9 protein-coding genes are annotated in these 17,428 nt (G+C 73.5%); 5 read left to right on the plus strand and 4 right to left on the minus strand.

The genetic code is table 11. The annotated features are described in order from the left end of the window. Positions 1-30: 30 nt before the first annotated feature. Positions 31-1,452, minus strand: a complete 1,422-nt coding sequence (locus tag AC07F0_RS33405; protein ID WP_037667410.1) for an NsdA family TPR-like regulatory protein — start codon at positions 1,450-1,452, stop codon at positions 31-33. An 803-nt stretch (positions 1,453-2,255) separates the two neighbouring features. On the opposite strand from AC07F0_RS33405, the gene AC07F0_RS33410 reads away from it, so the two are divergent. Continuing rightward, a complete protein-coding gene (locus tag AC07F0_RS33410; protein WP_478983684.1) occupies positions 2,256-4,373 on the plus strand; it encodes an asparagine synthase-related protein in 2,118 nt (705 codons plus the stop codon). A 698-nt stretch (positions 4,374-5,071) separates the two neighbouring features. Continuing rightward, the gene (locus tag AC07F0_RS33415) at positions 5,072-8,377 is read left to right on the plus strand and encodes an AfsR/SARP family transcriptional regulator (protein WP_478983685.1); all 3,306 of its coding nucleotides are present in this window, start codon (positions 5,072-5,074) and stop codon (positions 8,375-8,377) included. Here AC07F0_RS33415 and AC07F0_RS33420 read toward each other — a convergent pair. Next, on the minus strand, positions 8,364-10,106 hold the full coding sequence (locus tag AC07F0_RS33420; RefSeq protein ID WP_478983686.1) for a sigma-70 family RNA polymerase sigma factor: 1,743 nt from the start codon (positions 10,104-10,106) through the stop codon (positions 8,364-8,366). The genes AC07F0_RS33415 and AC07F0_RS33420 overlap by 14 nt on opposite strands. A gap of 493 nt (positions 10,107-10,599) precedes the next feature. Beyond that, the gene (locus AC07F0_RS33425; RefSeq protein ID WP_478983687.1) at positions 10,600-11,373 is read right to left on the minus strand and encodes a TetR/AcrR family transcriptional regulator; all 774 of its coding nucleotides are present in this window, start codon (positions 11,371-11,373) and stop codon (positions 10,600-10,602) included. Between the two features lie 375 nt (positions 11,374-11,748). Between AC07F0_RS33425 and AC07F0_RS33430 the strand changes: the two genes are divergently transcribed. Together AC07F0_RS33430 and AC07F0_RS33435 are read left to right on the plus strand one after the other, a co-directional pair. Beyond that, complete coding sequence (locus tag AC07F0_RS33430) at positions 11,749-13,128, plus strand: NAD(P)/FAD-dependent oxidoreductase (RefSeq protein WP_478983688.1); 1,380 nt, start codon at positions 11,749-11,751, stop codon at positions 13,126-13,128. Between the two features lie 173 nt (positions 13,129-13,301). Further along, positions 13,302-14,966 (plus strand): ATP-binding SpoIIE family protein phosphatase, encoded by a 1,665-nt coding sequence (locus tag AC07F0_RS33435; protein WP_478983689.1) that lies wholly within the window; start codon positions 13,302-13,304, stop codon positions 14,964-14,966. Between the two features lie 110 nt (positions 14,967-15,076). On the opposite strand, the gene AC07F0_RS33440 is transcribed toward AC07F0_RS33435, so the two are convergent. Further along, a complete protein-coding gene (locus AC07F0_RS33440; RefSeq protein ID WP_478983698.1) occupies positions 15,077-16,342 on the minus strand; it encodes an MFS transporter in 1,266 nt (421 codons plus the stop codon). Between the two features lie 122 nt (positions 16,343-16,464). On the opposite strand from AC07F0_RS33440, the gene AC07F0_RS33445 reads away from it, so the two are divergent. Further along, complete coding sequence (locus AC07F0_RS33445) at positions 16,465-17,013, plus strand: MarR family winged helix-turn-helix transcriptional regulator (protein WP_399415695.1); 549 nt, start codon at positions 16,465-16,467, stop codon at positions 17,011-17,013. Positions 17,014-17,428 lie beyond the last annotated feature (415 nt).

Below are 17,428 nucleotides of genomic sequence, written 5' to 3' on the forward strand. Positions count from 1 at the left end.
AAACGCGGGGACGGCGGCATGCCTGACCGGTTACGCCGGAGCCATCAGCAGCGGCCGTGCGCGTTCACGCAGCTCGACCACCCGTGGCTCGTCGCCGTACGGCTCCAGCCGGTGCAGGAGGTCCTTGACGTACTCGGTGGTGCGGGCCGAGGAGATGCGTCCGGCGACCTCCACCGCCCGCACGCCCTGCTCGCACGCCGCGTCCAGGTTTCCCGACTCCAGTTCGGCGACCGCCGAGACGACCAGACGCAGGCCGTGCGAGCGGACGAACTCCTCGGTGGGCTTCGACAGGGCCTGTTCCGTGAAGCGGCGGACCTGGCGGGGTGCCTTGAGGTCGCGGTAGCACTCGGCCGCGTCGGCGCAGAAGCGGTCGTAGGAGTAGAAGCCGAGCCAGCTCGGGTCGTTGTCGCCGGGGCGGGCGCGCTCCAGCCAGCTCTCGGCCGCCTTCAGGGCGCCGCCGGCCGCCTGGGCGTCACCCGCACGCGCGTGTGCCCGGGCCTCGACGAGGCGGAAGAAGCTCATCGTGCGGGCCGTGGCCAGGCCGCGGTTGCGTTCGAGGGCGGCCTGGGCGAGGTCCACGCCCTCGTCGCCGAAGCCGCGGTAGGTGGCCTGGAGGGACATGGAGGCCAGGACGTAGCCCCCGAGGGGGACGTCCGCCGCCGCGCGGGCCAGGCGCAGGGCCTGGATGTAGTAGCGCTGGGCCGCTTCCTGCTGGCCCGTGTCGAAGGCCATCCAGCCCGCGAGCCGGGTGAGTTCGGCGGAGGCGCCGAAGAGGGCCCGGCCGACCTCGTCGGAGTAGGAGCCGAGCAGCAGCGGAGCCGCCTCCACCCTTAAGCACTCGGGGACCATCGACGAACGCCAGTCGCCGCCGCCGTACTTGGAGTCCCAGCGCCGCGCGTCCTCGGCGGCCTCCCGCAGCTTCTGCACATCGCTGTGGCCGACTTTGAGCGGTGCGCCGGAGCCCTCGCCGGGGCCCACGTCTCGCGCGACCGAACTGTCGGCCGGGGTTATCAGCCATCGTGAGGCGGGCGTCGCGTACGCGCTCACCGCGAACGATCCGGCCAGCGACTGCCAGATGCCGCCCCCGGCGCGGCGGCCCGCGAGGTCGAGACGGTACAGCTCCGTCGCGGACTTCACCGCCTGTCCGACGTCCCGCGGGAAGGCGAGGCCGACTTCGGGCGCGGGGTCCGCGTCCGCCAGGCCGATCTCGTGGAGCGGCACCGGGCGGCCGAGCTTCTGACCGATGGCGGCGGCGATCAGGTGCGGCGCCGCACCCTGCGGCACCATGCCCTTCGACACCCAGCGCGCCACCGACGTCTTGTCATAGCGAAGCGTCAGTCCCCGCTGAGCGCCAAGATCGTTGACGCGCCGCGCGAGGCCTGCGTTGCTGATTCCCGCGAGGGCGAGAACGGCGCCGAGTTTTTCGTTCGGCCCGCGTTGCTCCCTGGACATGCGCCACCCCTCGACACAGACGGCTGCCGACGTTGGCATAACCACGCGGCATTCGTAAACCCAGCGTAGTTCGCCGCATCCCAAGCGTTAAGGGGCATTGTTCCGGTTGGCGGGATTGTGGTCCGTACTGAAGTGCGGTTCAGATACAGGCTGTTGCGGTGTGCTCCCAGTGTGTGGCCGTGCGCCTGCCCGTGCGCTCTTCTCCGGCCATCGCGGGAGCGGTTCCATGGTCGTTGCGTGGGTCGGCCCGCTGTACTGGATCCAGTGGGCTGGGGGACACCGCCGCCTTCATCCCCGCGGGCGGCGGAACGGTCCGGGAGGCGTGCTCCGTCTCCCGGACTGCGCGACAGCGCGGCGGTCCGCGGGATCTGTACGGAGAGTGTTCGACGCTGTTCGCGGGATGGGGATTTGGCTGAGAATCGACCCCGTCGATGGTGGGGTATCAGGCCTCCTACCACGGTAGTTGAGGGCGCGCCGGGCGCATTCGGGGCGTGTATCGGGGGCGCATTCGCGCCGCAGTCGTACTGGTGACGTGTCGCTGACATGTCTTGCCTCCTGGCCGTCCCTTCTGTTCTCGCCGTCTCCGCCGCCGTCTTCTCCTTCCGTCTCCACTGCCGTCCTCGCTGCCGATCCAGAGGTGTTCGGGGGTGTTCGGGGGTGCTCGGGCCGGCGTGGGCGGCTCCGCCGGGGCGCGTTCGGCGGAGCGCAAGCGGCGCGGGCGCACTCTGGAACGCTTCCTTCATGGCAGCATGGTGAACCGGTTCGTGCGGTGCACTGGTTGTCCACAGCCTGTGGAGGCGGCGATGCGGTGGTTGGTGGGATGGAGCAGCACCGCCGCGGGAGCCGTCGCTGCCGGCGCGGCGGGGGCCACGGGACCCGATGGCGAGACCCTGCACCCGGTGGGCTCCCAACTCCTGTGGGGCGACCCCGATCCGCTGTGGGCGGTCGGCGACTGGCGCCCCGACGAGGTGCGGGTCGTGAAGGCCGACGACCGGACGCGCATCGCCGTCCTCGGGATCTGCGGCGCCACCGACGAGCAGCTGCGCGTCGCGCTGTTCGCCGCGCGCGGCGGGGCACTTCGGCATCTGACCGCCTGGCCGGGGAGTTACACCGCGATCGTGCAGGTCGGCCGGAGGGTCACCGTCTGCGGTGACCTCGCGGGCGCGCGGCCGGTGTTCTACACCCCCTGGGCCGGCGGCACGGCGTATGCGACGGCCGCGCTGCCGCTGGCCGACCTCATCGAGGCCAACCTCGACTTCGGACACCTCGCCGCGCTGCTGGCCGCCCCCGACGTGCCCGCCGCGCTGCACGACTCCACGCCGTACGACGGCGTGAAGCGTATTCCGCCGGGGCATGCGCTGATCCTGCGCGCGGGGGCGCGTGAGGTCGCCGGGTACGAGCCGGTCGCCTCGCTGGCGGTGGCGGCCCCTTCGGCCGACCCAGACAGCGCGGTCGACGCCGTGCGCGACGCGCTCGTGGAGGCCGTACGGACCCGGCTGTCCGCGCCGCGGCACGTCCCCGGGGCGGACATCGACCCCGGGCCCGTGCCCGGCATGGGGCCCGCCGAGCGGCGTGCCGCGCGCGGGATGCCGGTACCGGGGATCGGGTCGGACCTGTCCGGCGGGCCGGCCTCGGGGACGCTGGCACTGCTGGCCGCGGGGCTGCCCGGGATGCCGGGCACGGTGCTGGGCCACGGCACGGGCGCGGGGGAGCGGCTGCTGGCGGTCACGTTCAACGACCTGGCCGTCGGAGGGCGGGAGGCCGAACTGGAGCGGGCGGGCGCGCTGGCCGCGAACCCGCGGCTGCACCATGTCGTCGTGGCCGGCGGCGAGGACACCCTTCCATACGCCGACCTGGAGGGCCCGCTGACGGACGAGCCGGGCGCGTCCCTGGTGACGGCGGCCCGGCACCGGGCGCGGCTCGCGGCCGGCAGCGCGGACCACTTCACGGGCTACGGCGCGCGTCAGGTCCTGGACGCCCATCCCGCGCGGCTGGCCGACCTGCTGATGGACCGCAAGCGGCGCCACCTGGTGCGGCCGGTCGCCGCGCTGGCCAGGACGGACGGCTCGGTGCTGGTCCCCGCGCGCGTGTACGCGGCGGCGCGACGGCTGTCCCGTACGCCGTACCGGGCGGGGCTCGAATCCCTGGCCGAGCGCCTGCTCGAGCACCGTACGGACGACGGTCCGGACACCCCCGGGGGCGCGGTGGAGGCCTCGCTCGCCGCGCTGACCTGGGGGAGACCCGGGCCGGCGGCGCGCTGGCTGACCGGTGAGGCGCTCGCCGAAGTATCGGTTCGTCTTCAGGCGGCGACGCACCGGTCGGAGCTGGTGGGGCCGGGGCAGCGGCCGGGTGACTTCCGCGCGCGTGCGGCGCTGGCGCGGTATGCGGCGGACCTGCGGGTGCTGGAGCAGGCCGCGGAGATCCGCTTCCAGCGGCTGCACGCGCCGTTCCTCGACAACCAGGTCGTGCGCGCGGCGCGGGCGCTGCCCGAAGCGCTGCGGGTGCGGCCGGGAGCGCGGGCGGTGATCCTGCGTACGGTGCTGGAAGGGGCCGGGGTCCGGGACCTGCCGCCCGGGTGGGGCGTCCCGACCCAGGCGACGGCGGCGGCCGCGGCGCGTACGGGGCTGAGGGTGGCGGCGGACTCCCTGATCGCCCTGTTCGACACGCCGCTGCTGGCGGAGGCGGGGCTGGTCGAAGCCCGGGTGGTCCGCAAGGCCCTCCGCTCCGCGGCGGCGGGCGAGCCCCTCCCCCTGGACGGCCTCGCCGACCTCGTCTCCCTGGAACTGTGGCTCCGCCGCCTGCTGTCCCGCCGCGGCACCTGCTGGACGGGCACCCCGGCCCGCCAGCGGGCTGTACCGGCGGGGATCGCGCCGCAGCGGGGGGCGTTGGGGGCGGGGGCCGCCGGGGTGCGGCGCGTGTAGCGCCTGCGGCCGGCTGGTGGGTCGGGGCAGCGCCGGGGGTGTCCGTCCTCGGAACGGCGCGATGGGGCCTCACACCGACTGACTCGTGTTGACGTGCCAGCCGCTGCGGGCGGACGCCCCGCGGCAGGTCCCCTTCTCGCCGTCGGCGGGTGCTGGCGGGTGCGGGCGGGTGGTGGTTTGGCTGAGCAGACCACCGCGCTGCGGGCCGCCGGTGCCGCTGAGCCGCAGACCGCCGGGCTGCGGGCCGTCGCTCCCGCCGTGCTGCGGGCAGTCGTGCCGCTGGGCTGGGTGTGTGCGACGGGCACCGCGCACGCGTTGCGGGCCGCCGGTGCCGCTGAGCCGCAGACCGCCGGGCTGCGGGCCGTCGCTCCCGCCGGGCTGCGGGCAGTCGTGCCGCTGGGCTGGGTGTGTGCGACGGGCACCGCGCAGCGCCGGGCTGCGTGGCCCCGTCGGGCTTGGCTGTCGCTGTGGGCAGTCGTGCCTCCCTCAGTGCCTCAAGAGCCTGGGAGGTGCCCCCAGGCGGCACGGGTGGGCGCAGCGGCACCCCGCTACGCCGGCTGCGGACCTACCCGGCCCAAGCCGCAACGCCGGGCACCTTGCAGCGCCGAGTTGTGCAACGCCTGCGATCCCCCCGCCTCGGTAACACCCGGCCCCGAAAACCCCACGGCCCTCGCACCCACCCGGGCGACAATGACCCGGTGCGGTACAGAATCCTGGGCATCACCACGGCAGAGGACGAGCACGGCACAGCCGTACCCGTCGGCGGCCCCCGCCTCCGCGCCCTGCTCACCGCCCTCGCCCTCCGCCCCTCCCGCGTCACCACCCCCCAGACGCTGATCGACGAGGTGTGGACGGACGACCCGCCCCAGGACGCCCACGCCGCGCTCCAGGCCCTCGTCGGCCGCCTCCGCCGCGCCCTCGGCAAGGACGCCGTGACCTCGGACCCCGGCGGCTACCGCCTCACGGCCACGCCGGACGACATCGACCTCTTCCTCTTCGAACGGCTCCTCCAGCAGGGCACCGACGCCCTCGCCGCCGACGCCCCAGCCCTGGCGGAACGCCACCTCGACGACGCCCTCGCCCTCTGGCGCGGCCCCGCCCTCGCCGACCTCCCCGACCGCACCGCCGCCACCCGCCCGGAGGCCGCGCGCCTGGAGGCGACCCGGGCCCGGGCCGAGGCCCGCCTACGGCTCGGCCGCGCCCCGGACGTCGTACCGGAACTGCGGGAACTGACCGCCGTACACCCGTACGACGAGCCGCTGCACGCCCTCCTCATCCGCGCCCTGCGCGACACCGGCCGCGAGGCCGACGCCCTCGCCGCGTACGAGTCGGCCCGCCGCGCCCTCGCGGAGGGCCTCGGCACCGACCCCGGCCCCCAACTCCGCGCCCTCCACACCGAGCTGCTCGCGTCGGCCGCGAGGAGCGGGAGACCGGCGCCCGCCCCGCCCGAGCGCACGGGGAACATCCGTCCCCGCCTGACCTCGTTCGTCGGCCGGGAACCCGAGATCGACGCCATCCGTTCAGACGTGCACAGGGCCCGCCTCGTCACCCTCACCGGACCGGGCGGCTCCGGAAAGACCCGTCTCGCCGAGGAAGCCGCCGCCGGGCTCCCGCAGGCGTGGCTGGCCGAGCTCGCCCCGCTCGACCGGCCGGAGGCGGTGCCGGGAGCGGTGGTCAGTGCGCTCGGTCTGCGTGAGACCGTGCTGATGACCAGTGAGCTGACGGCCCTGCAGGACGACCCCGTCGCCCTGCTCGTGGAGTACTGCGCGCCGCGCAGCCAACTGCTGATCCTTGACAACTGCGAGCATGTCATCGGCGCCGCCGCCCACCTCGCCGAGACCCTGCTGACCCGCTGCCCGGGGCTCACGATCCTCGCCACGAGCCGTGAACCCCTGGGCGTGCCCGGTGAACTGGTGCGCCCGGTCGAGCCCCTGCCGCCGGACCACGCCCGCCGGCTGTTCGCGGAGCGCGCCGCCGCCGTGCGTCCCGACGCGGACGCCGTGCTCCGTGACGAGCGGGCCGTGGCGGAGATCTGCCGCCGCCTGGACGGGCTGCCGCTCGCCATCGAGCTGGCCGCGGCCCGGCTCCGGCTGCTCACGCCCCGGCAGATCGCCGACCGGCTCGACGACCGCTTCCGCCTCCTCACCTCCGGGAGCCGTACGGTCCTGCCCCGCCAGCAGACCCTGCGGGCCGTCGTCGACTGGTCGTGGGACCTGCTCGACGAGGCCGAGCGGACGGTGCTGTGCGAGGTGTCCGTGTTCGCGGGCGGCTGGGACCTGGCCGCGGCGGAGGCCGTGTGCACCGGGCCGGCCGCCGAGCTGCTCGGGGCCCTCGTCGACAAGTCCCTCGTCGTCGCGGCACCCGGTGAGCCGGACGGTTCGCAGGGCTCGGGCGGCATGCGGTACAGGTTGCTGGAGACCATCCACGAGTACGCCGTCGAGCGCGCAGCCGAGACTCCGCAGCTGCGTGCCGCGGCCGAGCGGCGGCACCGGGCGTGGGCGCGCGCACTCGTCCAGCAGGCGGAGCCGCTGCTGCGCTCCGCCGGGCAACTGCCGTGGATCTCCCGCCTGGAGACCGAGCTCGACAACATCCGCGCGGCCCTCGACCGGGCCCTGACGGCCGGGGACGAGGAAGAGGCCGGCGCCCTCGTCCTGGCCATCGGCTGGTTCTGGTGGCTGCGCAACTACCGGCACGAGGGCCTGGCGTGGCTCGACCGCATCCTGCGGCTGGGCGTGGAGAGGGACGCCGCAGCCGGGCTCGTGCCGTCCGGCGGGGAGTCGGGTCCGCCCGATCCCGTCGACCACTTCCTCGCCGCGCCGGACGGGGAGGCCGGGCATCCGCTGCACGCCCTGCGGATGGATCTGCGCGTGCTGCATATGTTCTTCATGACCGAGGCCGGGCCCATGCAGGCGTTCGTCGACGAGCGGCGGCCGTATGTGGAGCGGGTGTGGGCCTACTTCGAGGAGGGAGGCCCGCGGGCGGCCCGGATCCCGGGGATCGTCTGCCCGATCATCTCCTCCTACCTGGGCGACCGCAGCGACCTTCGGGCCGTCATGGACTCCGCCGTCGCCAACTGCCGTGTGCACGGCGGGGACTGGGAGACAGCCGTCGCCCTGATGTTCCGTACGCACATGGTCGTCGACGGACCCGGTGGCCTGGACGGCGTGGACGACGACCTCGCGGAGCTGCGGATCCTCAGCCGCCGCTCCGGTGACCGCTGGCTGCGGGCCCAGGTGTGCGGCGCGGCCGGTGAGGCGGCCATGGCCCGCAGCCGCTTCGAGGAGGCCAAGGGGGAGTACGAGGAAGCGCTGCGGCTCGCCTACGAGGTGGGCGCCTACGCCGAGTCGCCGTTCCTCATCGCCCGGCTCGCCGAGATCGCCTACCGCGCGGGAGACCGCCCGGCCGCGCTCGCGGGGCTGGACGAGGCGACCGCCGCGGCCGACCGGTACGGCGTGGCGGACTCCAGGGCGTTCGTCCTGGTGCTGCGGGCCCAGATGGCGTCCGAGGAGGGGCACACCGCCCGGGCGCGGGAGCTGTGCGACATGGCGCGCGCGGACGCCGCGCGCGGCACGCCGCCGCCCCAGTTCATGGTGATGCTGGATCTGGTGGACGCCATGGTCACGGCGAGCGAGTCCGGCCCGGGGGCCGCCCTGGCCAAGCTGACCGGCGCGCTTCGCGAGGCCGTGGACAAGCGGTGCTCCGACACGGTCCGGGCCGCGGTCGTGGACAACGCGGCAGGACTGCTGGCCGAGCTCGGCGACTTCGCGCGCGCGGCACGGCTGCTCGGCGCCGGCGACCACTGGTGGGCCGGCCGTCCCCGCCCCATGCCGGAGCACGCCCAGGTGGAACGGGCCGGGGCAGCCGCACGCGCCGCTCTGGGCCCTGCCCGCTGCCAGTCGGAGCGCGCCCGGGGCGCGGCCCTCGCGGCGGAGGACGTCCTGTGCGAGCTGGAGAAGGCGCGGAGTGCGTACGCCACCGGGCCGGAAGCCGCTAACCGCAGGTGAACCTGGACTGCGCCCAGTCCGCGAGGGCCAGGTTGTCGAGGGCGCCGTGCGGTTCCACCACCAGCCGTACGGTGCTGCGGCCGGTGAGGTTCATCTGGACGGGAACCGTCGGGTCACGCGGCCTCTCGGTCGGGGTCGGCGTGGGTGTGGGTGTCGGGGTGGGCGTGGGCGTGGGCTTGGGGGGCGGTGTCGGCCTCGGGGGCGCGGGCGGTGAGGTGGGCTTCGGTGTCGGGGCCGGGGCGGGTGCGGACGACGGGCTGGTGCTGGGGGTCGGTGCCGGAGGCGGCGTCTCGGCCCGCGCGGGCACGATCGCCGGTGACCGCGGTCCGGGTTCCCGCTGCGAAGGTGACCGGGGCCCGGGTTCCCGCTGCGAAGGTGACCGGGGTCCGGGTTCCCGCTGCGAAGGAGAGGGCGTGGGCTCGGGCCGGACCACTGGCGAAGTCGGGGTGGGAGCCGGCCTCGCCTCGTCCTTCGGCTTCTCGTTGCCGGCCAGCGCCAGCGCCACCACGACCATGGCGCCCACGGCGACCACACCGGCCGCGATACCTGCCTTCACCGGCGCGCCCACCCCTTCGGAGGCCGCACCGCCTCCGGCTCCACCGGACGAGCCGCTCCCCGCAGTCCCACCGGCCGAACCGGCGCCCGCCGCCGACCCGCCCGACGAGCCCCCGCCCGCCGCGGCGCCCGCGGCTCCGGCCGCCCCCGCTCCCACGCCACCGGCGATGAGCCCGGCCGCCTTGGCGTACCCGGCGGCGCCGACCCAGCCGATGACCGCGAGGGGCACCACCGCGGGGATTCCGCCGGCGACCTCCTCGATCTGCATCGCGGCCAGCCGGCACTTAGCGCACTCCTCCAGGTGCTTGCGCAACCCCCGCTCAGCGCGCGTGCGCAGCCGGCCGCGGGCGTACGTGCCGAGTTGGTCGGCGTAGCGCGCGCATTCCTCGTCGGCGGTGAGCGTGGCGCTGACGTGGGCCTGGAGGTAGGCCTGCTTGAGGCCCTCGCGGGCCCGGCTGGCGAGCACGCGCGTGCCGTTGGCGTCCAGGCCGAAGAGCGTGGCGACCTCGCTGGGCGACTCGTCCTCGACCTCCGTGTGCCACAGCACGGCCTGCCACCGCTCCGGCAGCGACCGGAAGGCCCGCATGGCCATGGAGCGCTCGGCGTCGTGCATCGCCCGCACGTCCGCGCCCAGGTCGAGCGTGTCGTCGTCGGACACGTAGGAGCCGCGTGCGGACTGGGCGGCGAACACCGCGAAGTCGTCGACGAGCTGCTCCCGCCGCGCCGACCGCGTCCAGGAGGCGGCGACGCGCCGGATGGAGGTGAGCAGGTAGGCGCGTACGGCGTGCTCGGGTCCGGAGCCGCCGCGTACCGCCTGGAGCATGCGGGCGAAGACCTCGGCGGTCAGGTCGTCGGCGGTGTGGGCGTCACGGCAGCAGGTCCGGGCGTAGCGGCGCACGGCCTGCGCGTGGCGCCGGAACAGCTCCTCGTACGCCGTGTCGTCGCCCGAGCGCATCCGGTCGATGAGATCGGCGTCGGAGGGCGGCAGCCCGCATGGCGGCGGCGGGACGCTGTCCTCGCGCCAGGCGCGCTGGCGAGGGACCGAGCCGTCGGCGGGATACCCGCCCGGCGGTACGGCCGCGCGTCCGCCCTGGCTCGGCACCCGCGGCGGGACCGGGCCGCCGGCTGTGGCGTCCCGGTCACCGCTCGACTCGTCCCGCCCGTCAACGCTCATCGCGGAAAGCCCCCGCCAGCCGGCCAACACGTCCAGACCACCAGGTCAGAGTGCCATATTGGCTTTTCGTCAGACCCCCGGAGTTCGGATGATCACTCATCCGTGGGGATTTGCCGCACGCCAGTACTAGCCGTCACTCATTCGGGGAATGAGTCCTTCTCGCCCGGGCTCGGAAGCGACGTCGACCGCTCCGGCGGCTGGTCATGACCGCCAGAGCCGACCAGTCCGATGGACGGGTTCGATCGGCCAGACCAGCCGACCGGCAGGCCGACGACACCGGCCGATCGCTCCGCCGGTTTCCGGCAGCCGGTTCCGGTCGACGGATCAGCCGACTGGTCAAGCCGACCGGCCAAGCCGACAAGCGAGGCCGATCAGTCCAGCCGACCGGCAAGCCGACCACACCGCCCGATCTCTCCGCCCGATCGCTCCACCCGTTCCGACTGCCGATTCCGATTGCCGAGTCCGACTGCCCGTTCCGGCAATCCGCCCCCGCTCACGCCGGCCGCGACCGCAGTCCCTCCAGCAGGATGTCCAGCAGCCGGGCCGACGCGGCCGCCTGCTGTGCCGCGTCCGGCAGTGAAGGCGCCGCCGTCGCGATCACCAGCAGCACGTCCGACACCGACACGTCCGCCCGCAGCTCACCCGCCGCACGCGCCCGCTCCACGAGTTGACCCACGACCTCGAGCAGCGCCGACGCCCCGGCGTCGTCCTCCGCGGCGACCGCCGACGCCGGCACCGAGGCGACCGCCACCGGCTCCTCCGGCACCAGCCGCAGCTCCGCGGGGCCCGGCTGCGTCCGCTGCTGCGGCACGCGCGCCTGACCGGCACGCTCCTCCTCGACCGAGACCCGCAGCACCTGCGGCGGCAGCAGCCGCCCGGCGCCGGAGGCCACCGACGTCCGCAGGAAGCGCGACAGCGCCGACCACGGCTCGTCCTCCTGTCCGAGCGCCGCGCGCGCCTGCTCGGTCAGCCGGGAGGTCTCCTCCTCGGCTATCCGCCGCACCAGCACGTCCTTGCTCGGGAACCGCCGGTACACCGTGCCCACGCCGACCCGCGCGCGTCGCGCCACGTCCTCCATCGGCGCGCCGTATCCCAGCTCGCCGAACACCTCGCGCGCCGCCCGCAGCACATGCTCCAGATTGCGCTGTGCGTCCACGCGCAGCGGCGTCGTCCGCGCTCCGTTCCCGCGTCCGTTCCCCGCCGTCGCGCTCATCGTCACGCCACCCGCCGCGACAGCGGACGACCAATGAGAGTCCTGAACATGCATACGCATTCCCCCGGTAATGACGTCTCCCCCCGGAGACACTCCCCGCCATTCGATGCCGGGACGGAGGACCTGGCCCGGGTCCCCGGGCCGCCCGTCGCGGACCCGGCGAGCGCATCCCCCTACACCCCGTCGACACACGAACATAGTTGAGAGGGAGTCAATTCAGAAGGGGCACGTTCCGCACGGAGCGCCCACCGATCGGAGTACGGGTCGCATACGTCCTGAATGTGCCCCCGAGTGCCCCCCGCATCACCCACGCTGACCTGCGGGTATTCTCCGCAGCCTGCCTTTCCGGCCAACTCCGCGCGCTCTCCCGCTCCGGTCACACAATTCGTCGAGGCTGTGGACAAACGCAAGCGGCGGGTGCGTCATGGGATGGTGAAGGAACGTGCGCGCATTCTCGTTGTCGGTGGTGGCTACGTCGGGATGTACACGGCCCTGCGCCTCCAGCGCAGACTGAAACGGGAACTGGAGCGGGGTGACGTGGAGATCACGGTCGTCACCCCCGACCCGTACATGACGTACCAGCCGTTCCTCCCCGAGGCCGCCGCGGGCGCCATCTCCCCCCGCCACGTCGTCGTACCCCTGCGCCGTGTCCTCGACCGGTGCCGCGTCCTCATCGGCGAGGCAACGGCCATCGACCATGCCAAGCGCACCGCCACCGTCACCACCCTCGCCACCGAGGAAGAGGGCACGGGCGGGCAGCTGCTGACGTACGACGAACTCGTCCTCGCCCCCGGCTCCGTCTCGCGCACCCTGCCGATCCCCGGCCTCGCCGACCACGGCATCGGCTTCAAGACCGTCGAAGAGGCCATCGGCCTGCGCAACCACGTCATCGAGCAGATGGACATCGCCTCCTCCACCCGCGATCCCGCGATCCGCGACGCGGCCCTCACCTTCGTCTTCGTCGGCGGCGGCTTCGCCGGAGTGGAGGCGCTCGGCGAACTGGAGGACATGGCCCGCTACGCCGCGCGCTACTACCACAACGTCCAGCCCGAGGACATGAAGTGGATCCTCGTCGAGGCCTCGGACCGCATCCTGCCCGAGGTCGGCGAGGAGATGGGCCGCTACACCGTCACCGAACTGCGCCGCCGCAACATCGACGTACGCCTGCAGACCCGCCTGGAGTCCTGCGCGGACCGGGTGGCCGTCCTCAGCGACGGAGCCCGCTTCCCCACCCGTACGGTCGTCTGGACGGCCGGCGTCAAACCCCACCCGGTGCTGGCCGCCACCGACCTGCCCCGCAACGACCGCGGACGGCTCAGGTGCACGGCGGAACTGGCCGTCGAGGGCGCCACGCACGCGTGGGCCGCCGGAGACGCCGCCGCTGTCCCCGACGTCACGGCCGGTGAACCCGGCCGAGAATGCGCCCCCAACGCCCAGCACGCCCTGCGCCAGGCCAAGGTCCTCGCCGACAACATCGTGCGCACCTTGCGCGGCGAGCCCCTTCAGACCTACGAACACGCCTACGCCGGATCGGTCGCCTCCCTCGGCCTGCACAAGGGCGTCGCCCACGTCTACGGACGCAAGCTCAAGGGCTACCCGGCCTGGTTCATGCACCGCGCCTACCACCTCAGCCGCGTGCCCACCTTCAACCGCAAGGCGCGCGTACTCGCCGAATGGACCCTGGCCGGGCTCTTCAAACGCGAGATCGTCTCCCTGGGTTCACTCGAACACCCCCGGGCCGAGTTCGAACTCGCGGCCGGTGGAAAGCCTTCCCAAGACCCCCCGGTGAACCCGAAGGGGTCGTCCTGACCGGACTCAGGAACTCCTCCGGCCGGCCCGGCGTCTGACGGATGCCGGTCCGGTCCGCTCACTGCCAGACTGGTCCACCACCGCGGGCGTGCCACCCCTCGCCCCGGTGCGGGCCCCCGGGGCCCCGGCCGGTTCCGGTGCCGGCCGCCGACGACTACACGAGGCAAGGATTCGTGAACTTCACGCGCTGGAGCGCCCGGCTCCCCGGAACGCAGCGCCGCGCCGCAGCGCGGACCGAGCAGACGGCCTCCCCGGACCGGCGGGGGGAAGGTTCCGTACCCGCCGCCCGCGCCGAACAACTGACCGACGAGCCCCCGTCCGTACCTGCCGTCGACGAACTGCGGGTGCGCGAGGTCCTCGACCGCGTGCCCTCCCTCGTCGCCCTGGTCCACGGCCCCGACCACCGCATCGCCTACGTCAACGACGCCTACACCACCGCCTTCGGCGTACGCCCCCTGGGCGAACGCGCCCGCGAGGTCCTCCCCGAACTGGACGCCCTCGGCCTCTTCCCCCTCCTGGACCAGGTCCAGCGCAGCGGCAAACCGCGCACGGTCAAGTCCCGCAAGGCTCCCGACGGCCGCTCCTACACCTTCACCTGCACCCCGGTAGCCCAGGCCGACGACAAGGGCGGCGGCGACAGCCGCGGGGTCCTGGTCTTCGCCACGGACGTCACCGACCACGCCGAAGCGGCCGAACGCCTGCGCGCCAGCGAACGCCGCCAGCGCGAAACGGCGGTGACCCTCCAGAGGTCACTGCTCCCCCAGGAGCTCGAAGAACCCGACGACCTGCGCGTCGCCGCCACGTACCACCCCGGCGGCACAGAGGCCGCGGTCGGCGGAGACTGGTACGACGTCATCACGCTGGGCGGCGGCCGCACGGCCCTCGTCATCGGCGACGTCATGGGCCGCGGCGTCCGCGCGGCAGCGGTCATGGGCCAGCTCCGCACGGCGGTCCGCGCCTACGCCCGCCTCGACCTGCCCCCGCACGAGGTCCTCCAGCTCCTCGACGGCCTGGCAGCCGAGATCGACGCCAACCAGATCGCCACCTGCGCGTACGCGGTCCACGACCCGAACGAGGGCAAGCTGGTCTACGCCTCGGCGGGCCACCTCCCCATCCTCGTCCGCGACGAGAACGGCGCGGTCCTGCGCGCCGACGAACCCACCGGCCCGCCGCTCGGCACCGGCGGCTGGATGCACTCCTCGGGCTCGATCCCCCTCGGCCCCGGCTCCACGGCCGTCCTCTACACGGACGGCCTGGTGGAGCGCCGGGACGCCGACCTGGACGAGGGCATCGCCGCCCTGGAGAGCGCCCTGGCCGGCGCCACCGGCACACCCCAGGTCGTCTGCGACCGCCTGGTCCGCTCGGCCGGCGTGACCCCCGACCACGACGACGACGTGGCCGTCCTGGTCCTCCAGCACCCGGCCCGCACCGGCCCGGAGAGCGAGCTGTTCCGCAACGCCGCCCTGGATCTCCTGGGCGGCGTGGAAGCGGCCCCCCGCGCGCGTGCCTTCGCCTCCGGCGTCCTGACCAGCTGGCGCTTCCCCGCCGACCTGCACGACCTGGGCGTCCTGGCGACCAGCGAACTGGTCGCCAACTCCCTCCAGCACGGCACCCCGCCGATGCGCCTGCGCCTGCGCCGCACCGACCGTCGCCTGATCATCGAGGTCACCGACGGCGACGACCACCTCCCCAGGCGCCGCCGCGCGGAACCGGGCGACGAATCAGGCCGCGGCATCGCCATCGTCGCCACGATCGCGTCGAACTGGGGCTGCCGCCGGACCCCGGGCGGCGGCAAAGCGGTGTGGTGCGAGTTCGCTCTGCCGCGCGGGGGGATGTGACGAACGGCGGCGCCCGCACCGGGCTCCACCGTCACGGGCGCCGGCCCGCAACGTCGCCTGTCGCGGAACCGGCCAGATCGGCTCGGGCGCACGACGACGGCACCGGTGCCTCACACGTCCGCGGACACGGACGCCCCACCCCGCGCCACGACCCGGCTCTTCCCGAGCCACGGCTGATCCTGTACCTCGGTCAGCTGCCGCCCCAGCCGCACGGCGAGAACGGTGATCCCCAGCGAGAACAGCAGGAACGCCACGATGTACGGTGCGTGCAGCGAGGCCCCCAGCGGCCCGCCCACCGCCGGCCCGACGGCCAGCGCGAGCTGCTTGACCAGGGCGAACGCGGAGTTGTACTGCCCGGCCATCCCCTCCGGCGCCAGATCGGCGACCAGCGGGGCGACCGTCGGCGACAGCATCGCCTCACCCAGCCCGAACAGGGCGTACGTCGAGACGAACGCGGCCGTCGCCATCTCCTGGCTCCCGTGCCCGAGCCCCGCGTAGCCGGCGACGGCCCACGCCACGGCCCAGATCAGCCCGACAGCGGCGATCACCCGCGAGCGCCGACGCCGCTCCACGAACCTGAGCACGGCGAACTGCGCCACGACGATCACCAGCGTGTTCGCCGCCAGCGCGGTCCCCAGCGCCGACGTCGATATCCCGGCGGCCTCGACCCCGTACGCACTCAGCCCCGACTCGAACTGCCCGTAGCAGGCGAAGAACAGCACGAAGCCCAGCACGCACAACTGCACCATGGCCCGGTTGCCCAGCAACTGCTTCCAGGTGCCCCGCCCCGACGTCAAGGGCGCGCCCTCGATCCGCAGCGCGTGCGGCACCCGCACCGTCGCCATCACCACGACCAGCAGCAGGAACATCGCCGCCTCAATCGCGAAGAGCAGCGTGAAGGAGGCGGCGCTCGACGTGTCGACGAGATGACCGCCGATGAGGCCACCCACCCCGAGCCCGAGGTTCTGCAGGAAGAACTGCATGGCGAAGGCCCGCGACCGCGTCTCCGCCGGCGAGCAGTCCACGATCATCGTGGCCAGCGCCGGCTGCATCACGGCCTGCCCGGCCCCCAGCAGGGCAGCCGACACCAGCACGGCGGCCGCACTGCTCGCGACCCCCAGACTCAGCGCCCCGAGGGCGGCGGTGACCAGGGCGGCGAACAGCACCGGCAACGGTCCACGCCGGACGATGGCCCGCCCGGCGAACGGCAGCACGACCAGCGCCGCCACAGCGAAGACGGCGAGCACCAGACCCGCCGTCATGGCTCCCAGTCCCCGCACCTGCGCCACATAGACGTACAGGTACGGGACGGTGAAGCCGAGCCCGAAGGCGCTGAGTGCGTTGCCCACGTGGATCCGGCGCATCGCTGCGCCCATCGCCCTGGTCACGTTCACCTCTCTCACTAGTTAGGAGTGAAGACTTCGAAACTAAAGTTCGAAGCTAAAGAGTACATATCCAAGGACTTCAAGGCAAAGAACGGCCGTGCCATACTGCGCCCATGGGTGACACCCCCGGCCCCAGCGAGCCGACCCTCGAAGAGCAGATCGCGGCGTACCAGCGCGAGTTCCAGGACCTCGACCCCCAGGTGGAACAGATCGTCTCGGCCCTGTCCCGCCTGAACCGCCGCATGAACGTCGCCTACGGCCGTCAGACCGCGGCCCTCGGCATCAGCAACGCCGAGTGGGAGGTACTGAAGGCCCTCGTCCTCTCGGGCGCCCCCTACCGCCTGGGCCCGAGCGACCTGGCCAAGCGCCTCGGCCTGACCCCGGCCGCCATGACCCACCGGATCGACCGCATGGTCGGCGAAGGACTGGTCACCCGGGAACGGGACGAGTCCAACAGGGTTCGCGTCATCGTGGAACTCACCAGCGGAGGTCGTGAGAAGTGGCTGGAGGCGATGCGCCTGGCGTCGGTCTTCGAGGAGGATCTGCTCCAGGACCTGTCGCCGCAGGAGCGCACCGCGCTCGGCGAGGTCCTCACCCGCCTGCTGCGCAGGGTGGAAGACGCCCAGCCCGACGCCGGCGGCCGCCTCTCCGACCTGGACTGACGCCCGCACAAAGATCTTGACAGGGGCCGCTTGACAGCCCCCTTCCTGATCCGTAGAGTTCTTCGGGTTGCCGCGGAGCCGTAACGGTTCTGCGACAGCACTTCCGCCGCATGAGCGGCACCCAACCATTAGCAAGATCGCTCCCAACGGGATTGATTTCGGCGTGCCCGAATTCAATTCGAATTGGGACTCGACGACCCGATCGACTCCGCACTGGCTTCGATTTTGGAAACGCCGAGAGAACGCGCTAAGGTTGGACACGTCGGAACGGCCCAGCGGCCGGGAAGACGAACCCCGCTGACTAGGGGTCAGATCGAAGAAAAAGATCTGATAGAGTCGGAAACGCAAGACCGAAGGGAAGCGCCCGGAGGAAAGCCCGAGAGGGTGAGTACAAAGGAAGCGACCGTTCCTTGAG

The organism is Streptomyces sp. NPDC045955, from assembly GCF_056430805.1.